Annotated in this window: 10 protein-coding genes and 2 pseudogenes; 9 read left to right on the plus strand and 3 right to left on the minus strand. The window is 66.8% G+C overall.

Annotation, left to right across the window (positions count from 1 at the left end):
• Positions 1-558 precede the first annotated feature (558 nt).
• Positions 559-822 carry a hypothetical protein gene (locus G9373_RS27580; RefSeq protein WP_005572293.1) on the plus strand — a complete coding sequence of 88 codons (264 nt, stop codon included), beginning with the start codon at positions 559-561 and terminating at the stop codon, positions 820-822.
• A gap of 205 nt (positions 823-1,027) precedes the next feature.
• Entirely contained in the window at positions 1,028-4,000 is a 2,973-nt protein-coding gene (locus tag G9373_RS27585) for a UPF0182 family protein (RefSeq protein ID WP_183102259.1), read from the plus strand.
• Positions 4,001-4,303: 303 nt separating this feature from the next.
• On the opposite strand, the gene G9373_RS27590 is transcribed toward G9373_RS27585, so the two are convergent.
• Positions 4,304-4,480 (minus strand): enoyl-CoA hydratase-related protein, encoded by a 177-nt coding sequence (locus tag G9373_RS27590; protein ID WP_054246910.1) that lies wholly within the window; start codon positions 4,478-4,480, stop codon positions 4,304-4,306.
• A 26-nt stretch (positions 4,481-4,506) separates the two neighbouring features.
• Positions 4,507-4,599 (minus strand): annotated as a pseudogene (locus G9373_RS27595) (LysR family transcriptional regulator); the annotation flags it as partial.
• 247 nt (positions 4,600-4,846) lie between these two features.
• On the opposite strand from G9373_RS27595, the gene G9373_RS27600 reads away from it, so the two are divergent.
• The 7 genes from G9373_RS27600 (at position 4,847) to G9373_RS27630 (ending at position 11,269) form a co-directional block, all read left to right on the plus strand.
• Complete coding sequence (locus tag G9373_RS27600) at positions 4,847-6,193, plus strand: MFS transporter (protein WP_167117783.1); 1,347 nt, start codon at positions 4,847-4,849, stop codon at positions 6,191-6,193.
• 5 nt (positions 6,194-6,198) lie between these two features.
• Positions 6,199-7,392 (plus strand): CoA transferase, encoded by a 1,194-nt coding sequence (locus G9373_RS27605; RefSeq protein ID WP_206032684.1) that lies wholly within the window; start codon positions 6,199-6,201, stop codon positions 7,390-7,392.
• 24 nt (positions 7,393-7,416) lie between these two features.
• Entirely contained in the window at positions 7,417-8,610 is a 1,194-nt protein-coding gene (locus G9373_RS27610; protein ID WP_167117789.1) for an acyl-CoA dehydrogenase family protein, read from the plus strand.
• 46 nt (positions 8,611-8,656) lie between these two features.
• Positions 8,657-9,652 carry a LysR family transcriptional regulator gene (locus tag G9373_RS27615; protein ID WP_054246917.1) on the plus strand — a complete coding sequence of 332 codons (996 nt, stop codon included), beginning with the start codon at positions 8,657-8,659 and terminating at the stop codon, positions 9,650-9,652.
• Entirely contained in the window at positions 9,652-10,005 is a 354-nt protein-coding gene (locus G9373_RS27620; protein WP_005261932.1) for a DUF202 domain-containing protein, read from the plus strand. The genes G9373_RS27615 and G9373_RS27620 overlap by 1 nt, the downstream gene beginning before the upstream one ends.
• Complete coding sequence (locus G9373_RS27625) at positions 10,006-10,326, plus strand: DUF202 domain-containing protein (RefSeq protein WP_167117792.1); 321 nt, start codon at positions 10,006-10,008, stop codon at positions 10,324-10,326.
• Positions 10,327-10,444: 118 nt separating this feature from the next.
• A complete protein-coding gene (locus G9373_RS27630) occupies positions 10,445-11,269 on the plus strand; it encodes a bifunctional allantoicase/(S)-ureidoglycine aminohydrolase (protein ID WP_167117795.1) in 825 nt (274 codons plus the stop codon).
• 73 nt (positions 11,270-11,342) lie between these two features.
• On the opposite strand, the pseudogene G9373_RS27635 reads toward G9373_RS27630, so the two are convergent.
• Positions 11,343-11,886 (minus strand): annotated as a pseudogene (locus tag G9373_RS27635) (hypothetical protein); the annotation flags it as partial.

An 11,886-nucleotide genomic window follows, 5' to 3' on the forward strand; every position in this document is an offset into this window, starting at 1 on the left:
AGAACGCCAAGTCTCGATCGGGACAGAAAACTACGGGCGGCGAATGGTCGTAGCATACGTATCGGCGTTTCCTGCAACTCTCGGGTTCCGACTCGCGAGGTCCTGTTCAATCGGCGGCGTAACGTCCTGTCAGCCGCAGGGCAGAACGGTGCCCAGCAAGCTGGGGGCCGAGCTGCGCCGCAACCTGGCCGGCCAGCGACCCGTGCAGCCTGTGGGCCGTCGACGGCCCCCAATAATTCGCAGAAGTCCGATTCCGACGCCGCATCGTGGTTGCCGCCGAACAAGAGATGCCGGTGCATATGCGTCTCTCGGCGGTCGACGTGAAAGCCCCTTACCGGCTGTGCGTGACCGCGGCGGGGGCTCCCCGCTTCGAATCACGGAGTGTTCCGTCCGACCGGGCACCTTAGGCCGTTGATTCTTCGCCGCTTGTCGTGTTCGGCTCGGCCTGGTTCTCGCCTGGACACCGCTATCGCCCGAATCGACGAGATGACCTCCGCAGCGACATGGTCAAGCCGAGCGACGCGGACCTGGCCTGGCTGCGGCCAGGCGATCGCCACCATGACCGACCGCGACCTGCTGGCCCGTAGAACCGATCGGCAGCGGCTGCGGACGATCGGCCTCGACGACCTTCGAAGAATTTTGCACCGCGCGAACGCTGCGCGGCACGGACCATCACCTCGGCCGGCGAACAGCCTCCCCGCACCGATGCTCTCGCTGCAGCCGGCCGACAAGCATCGACGGGGTGTGCCGGTCGGCGGGTGCCAGGGTGCCCTTGACGGTCGTTTCCGCTGTTCCGCCGATCAGGTCACCGCGATGACCTGAGGGCGCAGTGTGTCACCGGACGAGGAGGCACCGGCGACGAGCTGCGCCATCGAACCCGGCGGCACTCGTTCCGGTGCCGAGTGCGCGCCGGCCAGGACGAGCCCGGCGCCGCCTAGAATGGGGTGATACGGACGCCTTCGCTGCATCGGGCGGGGTGGTCCGCGACGGCTGGACTCCTTGCGAGCCCGACCCGTGGGAGGTGGCCATGCAACCGTCCGACCGGATGCGGGCGCTGCCGCGGCGGGCCCGGGTCACGATCATGGTGACGGTGGCTCTCGTTGCGTTGCTGGTGATCGGGCCGCGTCTGGTCTTGGTGTATACCGATTGGCTGTGGTTCGGTGAGGTCGGCTACCGCCGCGTGTGGGGGACCGTGCTGGTCACCCGGCTGATCCTGTTCACGGCGGTGACGCTGCTGGTGGGTGCGATGATCTTCGCGGCCATGGTGTGGGCGTACCGGTCCCGCCCACTGTTCGCGGTCGAGGACTCGGCCGCGGCCGAGGCGAAGGATCCGCTCGAGCGGTATCGGACGGAGGTGCTGCGCCGCCCCCGGTCGTTCACGGTGGCGATCGCGCTGCTGCTGGCGCTGCCGTTCGGGCTGCACGCGCAGGCGAGTTGGGAGACGGTGCAACTGTTCTTGCACGGCGGCGGCTTCGGCACCGTGGACGCGGAGTTCGGGTACGACATCGGCTTCTACGTCTTCGACCTGCCGTTCTACCGCTTGATCCTGACGTGGCTGTTCATCGCGGTGTTCCTGGCGTTGCTGATCGGCCTGGGAACCCACTACCTGTTCGGCGGCGTCCGGCTGACACCGAGCAAGGACCACGTCATCGAGGTGTCCCGGCCGGCGCGCATCCAGCTCGCAGTGCTCGCGGGCACGTTCATCGCACTGAAGGCGGCCTCGTACTGGTTCGACCGGTACTCCTTGTTGTGGAGCGGCCGGAAGGAGCCCACCTTCACTGGGGCCGGATACACCGACATCAACGCGGTGCTGCCGGCCCGGTTGATCATGGTCGCGATCGCGGTGCTGTGCGCGGTGGCGTTCTTCGTCGCGATCGCGGTGCGGGACCTGCGGATCCCGGCGATGGCCACGGCACTGCTGGTGCTCTCGGCGATCCTGGTCGGCGGAATCTATCCGGCGCTGATCGAGCAGTTCTCGGTCCGCCCGAACGCCGCCGACCGGGAGAGCCCCTACATCGAACGCAACATCGCCGCGACCCGGCAGGCCTACGGACTCGGCCCGGACCGGGTCGACTACCTCGACTACCCCGGGGTGGGCACCCGACCGCCCCGGGACATTCCCGCCGACGTCACCACCATCGCCAACGCCCGCCTGCTGGACCCGACCGTGCTCTCGCGCACCTTCACCCAGCAGCAACAGCTGAAGAATTTCTACGGCTTCCCCGAGCACCTCAACATCGACCGCTACACCATCGACGGACAACTCGCCGACTACATCGTCGCCGCCCGCGAGCTCTCCCCGAACAGCCTCAGCGGCAACCAGACCCAGTGGATCAACCGGCACACCGTCTACACCCACGGCAACGGGTTCATCGCCGCCCCCGCCAACAGGGTCAACGCCGCCGTCCGCGATGTCGCCGGGCAGAGCGCGAGCAGCGACAGCGGGTACCCGATATACGCGGTCAGCGACATCGCCTCCCAGGCGGGCGGCGACCAGGTGATCCCGGTCGAGCAACCGCGCATCTACTTCGGTGAGGTGATCGCGCAGGCGGACCCGGACTACGCCATCGTCGGCGGCCCGGAGGGTGCGCCGCCGCGCGAGTACGACACCGACACCGCCCAGTACACCTACACCGGCACCGGTGGGGTGCCGGTGGGTAATTGGGTCAACCGGTTGGCGTTCGCCGCCCGGTACGCCGAACGCAACATCCTGTTCTCCGGCGCCATCGGGCCCGAGTCGAAGATCATCTTCAACCGGGACCCGGCCACCCGCGTCGAACACGTCGCTCCATGGCTGACCACCGACTCCAACCCGTATCCGGCGGTGGTCGGCGGCCGGATCGTGTGGATCGTCGACGGCTACACCACCGCCGCGCACTACCCGTACTCGCAGGTCGGTTCACTCACCGCGCCGGTCGTCACCGAGACCGGCCGCACCTCGCCCCCCGAGCACGTGTCCTATGTGCGGAACTCGGTGAAGGCCACCGTCGACGCCTACGACGGCACCGTCACCCTCTACCAGATCGACGAGAACGACCCGGTCCTGCGGGCGTGGATGAGCGTGTTCCCCGGCACCGTGCAGCCGCCGAAGGCAATCCCGACCGAGCTGCGCGCGCACTTCCGCTACCCCGAGGATTTGTTCCGCCTGCAGCGGGACCTGCTGGCGAAGTATCACGTCGATGATCCGCGGGAGTTCTTCACTACCAACGCGTTCTGGTCGGTGCCCAGCGATCCGACCGCAGACACCGGTGGGGAGCAGCCGCCGTACTACGTCCTGGTCGGCGACGCCGAGACCGCGGCCCCGTCCTTCCGGCTCACCAGCGCCATGGTCGGCTTCAACCGCGAATTCCTCTCCGCCTACCTCTCGGTGCACTCCGACCCCGAAAACTACGGCAGGATCGATATTCTGCGGTTGCCGACGGATACCCAGACCCAGGGCCCGCGGCAGACCCAGAACTCGATGATCTCCGACACTCGCGTCGCGTCCGAGCGCACCCTGCTCGAGCGGTCCAATCGGATCTACTACGCCAACCTGCTGACGCTGCCGATCGCCGACGGCGGCATCCTCTACGTCGAACCGGTTTTCACCGAACGTTTGACCAGCACGCCCAACGGTTCCACCTTCCCGCAGCTGGCCCGGGTGCTGGTCAGCTACCGCGAACCGGGCACGGGCGGAGTGCGGATCGGCTACGCCCCCACTCTCGCCGAGGCCCTCGACCAGGTCTTCGGCACCGGCACCGGCGCCGTCGCCACCGCACCCGGCGGCGACGCCACCACACCACCACCTACCGGCGGGCAACCGCCGCCGCCGCCTCCACCGGGCGCCCCGCCGCCGGCGGCATCGGACCAGCTGACCGCCGCGGTCCTCGAACTCAACGACGCCCTGGCCAACCTGCGCGAGGCGCAACGCACCGGCGACTTCACCGCCTACGGCGCGGCCCTGGACCGCCTTCAACAGGCCATCGACACCTATCTGGTCGCCGGCGGAACCCCGCGTTGACGCGTCCCCTCCGCACGCTCCGTTCAATGACGTTGTGCTGTAAAGAAAGTCACAGGTTCGACGACGTCGGGTAGGCCGGCCAGAACCACCCGCCGGCCGCGTACGTGCACCCCGGCCCGTCCCTTCGCCGCCCTCGACCCGATGGCGGCGTTGGACAAGGCGACTACCGAACGGCTCGAGGATTCCTGGAGGACCTCTAGCGTGAGGCAGTGCCACATTCGGGCACGGGGCACCCGTTCCTCATGTAAGACGCGCGGTTCGGGTTCGACCCGCACGGCAATCGGCGCGCAGCGCGTCAGGGAATCAGATGCCGGCGAGGTCGCCGGGAAAGCCGGCGGTCGGGAAGTCGGTGTTGAAAACGATACTGTCCGATGCGATTCGGAAGTCGGCTGCTGCTGCCATCGACAGACTGGAGTCTGCGCAGCCGCCGTTGATGGCGGCGATGGTCGGTTGCGGCATCAGGTACAGCCGCTGCGTCACCTGGCTTGGCAGCCGAAGACGCGAAACGACGGCTGGGCGACGTGCAAGGCCTCGGCCGCTCTGTTGATGCCGCCGTTGTCCACGACTGCAGGAAAATACTCCATCTGCCGCACGTCCATGCTGGCAACGTGACCCACTGGGGCACGCGTCCGCAGTGCCCCAGTCTGCCCGTCGTTGTGGCCCCGGTTCCGGCTCGCAGGACGTACCTGACCAGAACCTATAGGCAAAACCGTATGGTCCGACCGCGGATTGCCGGTTGATGCTGCGCCGCGACTCGGCTGTGCTGTTGGTACCGCTCCCGGGACCCATCGCATCTGCCGTCGGGGCCATCCACTGCCTGAGCGCTCACACTTCCGGAGGATATTCATGGTGACGATCGAAAGCAGTCCGGGCGACACCGGACAGCGGCGGCCGCGCCCGGCGAGCCGTCGTGCGTGGGGCATTGTCGTTCTGCTGTTCCTGTTCTTCACGCTGAACTTTGCCGACAAAGCCGCGATCGGACTGGCGAGCCACCAGATCCGTGACAACCTCGGAATCACCGCAGGTCAGTATGGGTTGCTCAGCAGTGCCTTCTTCTGGCTGTTCGCGGTCGGTGCGGTCACCCTCACCGCGGTACTCCGCAAGATCTCGTACACCTGGGGTGCCGGACTGCTGATGGTGACCTGGATTGTCAGCATGTTGCCCCTGACCGTTCAGACGTCGTTCGGTGTGCTCCTCGCGTGCCGAATTGCGTTGGGCTTCTTCGAAGGTCCCGCGCACGCGCTGTGTCAGTCGATCGTCGCCGACCGCTTTGCGCCGGACAAGAGGGCGACGGCCGGCGCCCTCGTCAACGCCGGCTCCTCGGTGGGCCCGCTGGTGGCCGCCCCCGTGCTGACCTGGGTGATCCTGACCTGGTCCTGGCACGCCGCGTTCGCTGTCCTCGTTGCCCTGGGTGTGCTGTGGGTGATCGGGTGGTTCTGGTACACCGAGAAGCTGCCGCTCAAGCGGACCGAGGCTGCGGTCGAGGGCGTCGCGAAGATCGACGACCCCAACGGCCACATCGTGGTTCCCTTCCGCCGCCTGCTGATGTTGCAGAGTTTCTGGGGCCTGGTCCTCCTCTCGTTCGCCGGTTACCTGATCTCCTCGCTCAAGGTGGCGTGGCTGCCGGCGTACATGAACGAGGGGCTCGGGTACTCGGCGAGCACCGTCGGCACGCTGGTGACACTGCCGTACATCGTCGCGGTTGCGGTCCTGCTCTCGGCGGGGCTGCTGTCCGGCCGGCTGCTCCGGAGGGGCTACAGCGCACGGGTCGCGCGCGGCTACCTCACCGGGGCGTATCTGCTGGTCGGAGGCATCTCGATGGTGATCTTCACCCAGCTCGCGCCGGGAGCGTTGCAGCTGATATTCGTGATTGCCGCGTTTGCGGTCAACAGTGTCGCGTTCTCCGTCGCCTTTGCCGGTGCGTCCGACTTCCTGCCGGCCCGGCAGCGGGTGGCGTTCTTCGGCTGCATCATCGCCGCCTACAGCGTCGCGGGCATCGTTGCCCCGTACGCCCTCGGACTGATCGTCGAGCATGCACCCAGCGCGGCGCAGGGCTACTCGACCGGTTTCATGTTCGTCGGCATCACGGTGTGCGTGCTCGGTGTCGTCGGTGGCGTGATGCTCAACCCCGAGAGGGCCAAGGCCAGGCTCGAGAATCTGACCGCCGAATACGCGGCGCGAGAGGCACGGTGAGCACCATGCGTGGACCCCTCACCGGCATCCGGGTACTCGACCTCGGCCAATACATCGCCGGACCCAGTGCCTGTCAGACCCTCGCGGATCTCGGCGCGGACGTCCTGAAAGTCGAGAGCTTGCGCGGCGATCAGGCTCGGAGTATCGGTACGTTCGGCGAAGCGATGGTGCAGGCCTACAACCGGGACAAACGCAGCATCGCCCTCGATTTGAGCCGAGAGGAAGCCCGGGTGATTCTCCACCGGTTGCTGGCCGAAGCCGATGTGCTGGTTCAGAATTTCCGCAACGGCTCCGCCGAACGTCTGGGAATCGGAGCGGACGAACTGAGCCGCCGTTACCCCCGGCTCGTGCACGGAAGCGTGACCGGATTCGGGGTCAACGGGCCCTCGAGCGCCCGTCCGGGACTCGACATCGCAGCGCAGGCGGAGTTCGGGCTGATGCATGCCACCGGGGAAGCGGACGGGGAGCCGCAACGGCTGGGGCTGCCCGCCGCCGACGTCACCGCGGCCAATGCGCTCGCCACCGGCATCCTCGCCGCGCTGTACCGGCGAACTTCGACCGGTCGAGGCGCGCACGTTCAGACATCGCTGATGGAGGCGACACTGGCGATGCAGGCGGCGAACTGGGGGGAGTACACGATCACCGGGCAGGCACCGCGGCGCAAGGGCAACGGCCAGGCACACGCCGCTCCGGCTGCAGACGTCGTCAGCCTGACGGACGGAAAGATCGTGCTCTCGGCCTACACGGACGAAAAGTGGTCTGCTCTGTGTCATCTCATCGATCGCCCGGACATGATCGACGATCCGCGGTTCGTCGACAACCCGGCGCGCGTCGCGCACCGGCACGCACTCTTGGCGACTCTGTCCGAAGCGTTCGGCGCGATGACGCGCGATCAGGCCGTCGAGCGGTTACTGTCCGCCCAGATAGTATGCGGCGCAATACGATCCTTCGACGACCTGGCCGAAGACAAGGACGTCGTGGCGTCCGGGGTTCTCGTCGACGTCGCCGGAGCCGACGGCACGTCGTTCACCAGTCCCGGGCTGGCATTCACGCTCGACGGCCGTCGCCGCACCACATCGGTCGCCGCACCGGCCACCGGTCAGCACACCTCGGCCGTCCTGCACGAACTCGGCTACACGGACGAGGAAGTGGCCGGACTGTTCGACAGCTGCGTTGTCGGCGACTCCGCACTCAACTGACACCCATTTCGAAAGGTTCCCTACATGATCGACCCAGAGGTCTTGGACAACGACTTCCCCACCTACCTGAAGGTGATCGCCGACTTCACCGAAAACGAACTCGTCCCAGCCGAGAACGAGATGGTCGAGGCGGGTGCGGTTCCCGCCCGAATCCTCGACCGGATGGCGGCACTCGGCCTGTTCGGCATCTCCATACCGCGCACGTACGGCGGCCTCGAATGGTCGATGGAGCAGCAGGTACGGCTCACCTTCGAATTCACCCGTGCGTCGTGCGTCTACCGCTCACGCTTCTCGACCGTGATCGGACTGTGCTCGCAGGCGATCCTCGATCACGGCACCGAGGAACAGCGCCTGCGGATGCTTCCCGCCATGGCCGCAGGCGAGTTGGTCACGGCATTCGCCCTCACCGAGGAAGCGGCAGGCTCGGATGCGGCCCACCTGCGCACCACCGCCGTGCGTCGAGGCGACGTGTACCTGCTCGACGGGAGCAAGCGCTACATCACGAACGCCGCCTGGGCGGACGCGTTCATCGTCTTCGCGCGGACCGACGAATCGGACGAGGGCGCCGGCGGGGTGTCTGCCCTCATCGTGGACGCCGACTCGCCCGGCGTGCGGACGGTCCTGCCCACGATCATGAACGGGCACGCCGAGGCGCCGGTCGGCGAGATCTACTTCGACGGTGTCGAGGTGCCTGCGGCGAACCTTCTCGGGGGCATCGAAGGCGCGGGGCTGACGATGGCACTGCGCGGCATCAATCACGCGCGTCTGCATGTCGCCGCGACCTGTGTCGGTCAGGCGACTCGCATGTTGGAAGAGGCGACTTCACATGTCAACGGCCGCAGACAGTTCGGTGCTCCGCTGGCGGATCTCGGCGCGGTTCAGGCGACGCTCGGAGCCGGCTTCGCCGAACTCGAGGCCGGACGTGCACTGACAGTGGAGAGTGCGCGAGCCTTCGACGAGGGTGACATCCCACGCCACCGCATCGCCGCCGCCAAGCTGTACAGCTCCGAGATGGCGAGCCGGGTCGCCGACCGTTGCGTTCAGCTTCTGGGCGGTGAGGGCATCGTCGGTTCACACCCCGTGCCGCGGATGTGGCGTGACGTTCGTGCGCTCCGCATCTACGAGGGATCCTCGCCGATCCACGAGCGGAACCTCGCCAAGGCCATGATCAGACAAGTCGGCGTCGACGGGACACTGCCCGACTCCTACCGCGCCTGACACGGAAGGAGTGCCGGTCCGCCGGGGCGGAGGGAAGGATGAGGCCATGGACATCCGACAACTCGAGTACTTCCTAGCCGTTGTCGAGCACCAGGGTGTGAACCGGGCGGCTCAACACCTGCACGTCGCGCAGGCATCGCTCTCACAGGGCATCCGTCAACTCGAACGTGAGCTGAAGCTGAGCCTGTTCCACCGGACCGGCCGAAATCTCGTGCTCAACCCCGCGGGCCAGCTGCTGGTGGAGCCTGCCCGCAAAGTGCTCGGCGACCTCGTCGCTGCGCAGGACATCATGCGCGGGGCTCGTGAACTGCAGGTCGGGTCTGTCACGATCGGCACGATGCCGGAGATGTCCAGCGAGGCGGTCGCCGCGTGGAGTGCCTCGTTCACGAGTCTCTACCCCGAGATCCGGATCGAACTGTTGGAGTTTCCCGGCGCCAGGGAACTCTGCGACGAGGTGCTTGCCGGGCACTGCGAGCTCGGCTTCACCACCTTTCCCGTTCCGACGGAGAACCTCGAGCGAGTGGAACTGGGGGACCAGAGGCTGTTGCTCGTGATGCCGCCCGGGACCGCCACCCCGGACGCGCCGTTCGAGCTGCGGCGGCTCGAGGGTGTGCCGCTCGTGGTGAGTAACTCGGCGCTACGCGAGAATGACATCGTCGCCTCGATGCTGCGACGAGAGTCGGTGATTCCATTGGTCCGGGCGCAGATGCCGAACCGGCACGCGCAGATGACGCTGGTCCTCAACGGTGCCGTCAGCGCATTGCTGCCGCTGCGGATGGCGACGGCCGCTCACCGATTGGGCGCGGTCGTCGTCGAAACCGATCCGGAGATCCGGACGCCGTTCGGCATCGTGCACCGCCCCGGGGCCCTGACCCCCGCCGCACGGAGCTTCGCCGTCCAGAGCCACGCGGACCTGGCACGGCGCAACGCCCGGATCGCCGAACTGGAGGAAGCAGGCGCGTCGCTTCTCGACGCCGCCCTGACGGAACAGACCGAAGGGGAAATGAACAGACACCGCACTCGGAAAGGACCTGGCACCTGATGCCGAACTGGACACCGTTTCGTTCCGGAAAGGACCCCGACCCACGCTTCACGCTCGCGAACGAACGCACCTACCTGGCCTGGATGCGCACGGCCACGGCATTCGTCGCCTCCGGGCTCGGGGTCGAGGCCTTCGGTGGCAGTCTGCTCCCGCCTGCCGTTCGTACGGGGCTGGCCGCACTGCTCCTCATTTCGGGTGCCGTCGTCGCGGTCGCGTCTTTCGTCCAGTGGATCAGTGCCGAGCGAGCACTGCGGACGGGCCGCACGCTGCCGGTTCCGGTAATGGCACCGGTCGTCGGTGTGGTGCTCGTCGTCTGCGCATCCGTCTTGGTCGTCGAAGTTCTGAGGTTCTGAATGGTCGCGACTCAGTCGACCGACGCCGGGCTTCAGCCCGAGCGCACCTCGCTGTCCTTCGCGCGGACGAGTGTGTCGATACTCGGATCGGTAGTGGCCTGCCTGCGTTGGCTTCCGCCCAGCAACTCCATAGCGCTGGTCGGACCGGTGATCGTGGGCGCACTCGTTTCCGGAGTCACGGTTCACGAGCATCGGTCACGGTCCCACCGAATGACGCGATGTGCGACAGAGTCCGCAACACCGGCACTCGGCGCCGGAGCTCTCCTGGCCGTGAGCATCGTCGTGCTGAGCCTCAGTGGACTGTGGGTTCTTGCGCACTGACGCCCGGACTCGGGTGCAGCCGGCACCCTCCCCACGAATATTCTCGTGTGAGACCCACAGGCGGAAGATCGACACCACCGGTGGCACGCCACTGTCCCGACAACCCGATTAGGAAAGCATGAACTACTACGTTCCGCGAGGCGGCCTGCCGCCGCAAACCGACCTGACCACCGACCGCGCGGTCTTCACGGAGTCTTACGCGGTCCTGCCGCGTCGCACGATGAGCGATATCACCGCCAGTCTGCTGCCGCACTGGAATGGGACCAGGGCGTGGGTGCTGGCGCGGCCGTTGTCCGGATTCGCGGAGACCTTCTCGCAGTACATCGTCGAGGTGTCGTCTGGTGGCGGCAGTGATCGTCCCGATGCCGATCCGGGCGCCGAGGCGGTCGTGTTCGTTGTCGACGGTGCGCTGACCCTCACACTCGACGGGGTCGAGCATGTGTTGGATGCGGGGGGCTACGCCTTCCTCGCTCCCGGCGCCCGGTGGACCTTGCACAACCACGGTCCAGCCACCGCGACGTTCCACTGGATCCGCAAGACCTATCAGCAGGTCGACGGCATCGAGGTGCCCGAGTCTTTCGTGACCCGGGAGCAAGATGTCGACGGCGTCGAGATGCCCGACACGAATGGGGCATGGAAGACCCAGCGGTTCGTCGATCCGACCGACATCCGTCACGACATGCACGTCAACATCGTGTCCTTCGAACCGGGAGGTGCGATCCCGTTCCCCGAGACGCACGTCATGGAACACGGTCTGTACATACTCGAGGGCAAGGCGGTGTATCTGCTCAACAAGGATTGGGTCGAAGTACAAGCGGGCGACTTCCTGTGGTTGCGTGCCTTCTGCCCCCAGGCGTGCTACGCGGGCGGGCCGAGTCGATTCCGCTATCTGCTCTACAAAGACACCAACCGGCACGCCGGCCTCCAACTCGGACTCTCCTGAATGTGATCATGATCCTGTGTGCCCCTGCCGTTGTCGCAAGGATGGCGGCATTCCGATCCGCTGTGCACAGGGATCACTGTGGTCTGCTGGGAGCGGTGTCTTCGGTGCCGAGTTGTTCCTGGCTGGCGGCCCAGGATGCGAGGAGTTTGAGGGCATCGGCGGTCGGTGTGCCGGCGGCTGCGGTGTAGATGTTCAGTTGTAGGCCGGGTTCGGAGGGAAGTTCGAGTGCTTCGAAGTCGAGGTCGAGTTGTCCGACGGCGGGGTGGCGCAGGCGTTTTCGCCCGCTGCGGTGGAAGCGGACGTCTTGTGACGCCCAGCGCTGGCGGAAGAGTTCGCTTTGGGTGGACAGTTCCCCGACCAGTGCGATGAGTGCTTTGTCGTGGGGGTTGCGGCCTGCTTCGAGTCGGAGCATGGCGGCGGCGTCCCTGGCAATGGTGTCGTAGTCGACGAAGAATTCTTCGGCCGCCTGGGGGTGGAGGTAGACGAAGCGGGTGGTGTTGGCGGGTCGGCGAGCACGGGGGAGTAGAGGGCGCGGGCGAGGTCGTTCATGGCGATGATGTCGTGGCGGCCGTTGCGGATCCAGGCCGGCGCGTCGGTGATGGCGTCGAGTACTTGCT

This window comes from Rhodococcus sp. A14 (genome assembly GCF_011603105.1).
GTDB lineage: Bacteria > Actinomycetota > Actinomycetes > Mycobacteriales > Mycobacteriaceae > Rhodococcus_F > Rhodococcus_F opacus.

What these genes read in the sequence shown, in the direction of transcription:
- G9373_RS27580 (WP_005572293.1), top strand. Translation starts at nt 559, where the DNA reads ATGACCGACCGCGACCTGCTGGCCCGTAGAACCGATCGGCAGCGGCTG.
- G9373_RS27585 (WP_183102259.1), top strand. Translation starts at nt 1,028, where the DNA reads ATGCAACCGTCCGACCGGATGCGGGCGCTGCCGCGGCGGGCCCGGGTC.
- G9373_RS27600 (WP_167117783.1), top strand. Translation starts at nt 4,847, where the DNA reads ATGGTGACGATCGAAAGCAGTCCGGGCGACACCGGACAGCGGCGGCCG.
- G9373_RS27605 (WP_206032684.1), top strand. Translation starts at nt 6,199, where the DNA reads ATGCGTGGACCCCTCACCGGCATCCGGGTACTCGACCTCGGCCAATAC.
- G9373_RS27610 (WP_167117789.1), top strand. Translation starts at nt 7,417, where the DNA reads ATGATCGACCCAGAGGTCTTGGACAACGACTTCCCCACCTACCTGAAG.
- G9373_RS27615 (WP_054246917.1), top strand. Translation starts at nt 8,657, where the DNA reads ATGGACATCCGACAACTCGAGTACTTCCTAGCCGTTGTCGAGCACCAG.
- G9373_RS27620 (WP_005261932.1), top strand. Translation starts at nt 9,652, where the DNA reads ATGCCGAACTGGACACCGTTTCGTTCCGGAAAGGACCCCGACCCACGC.
- G9373_RS27625 (WP_167117792.1), top strand. Translation starts at nt 10,006, where the DNA reads ATGGTCGCGACTCAGTCGACCGACGCCGGGCTTCAGCCCGAGCGCACC.
- G9373_RS27630 (WP_167117795.1), top strand. Translation starts at nt 10,445, where the DNA reads ATGAACTACTACGTTCCGCGAGGCGGCCTGCCGCCGCAAACCGACCTG.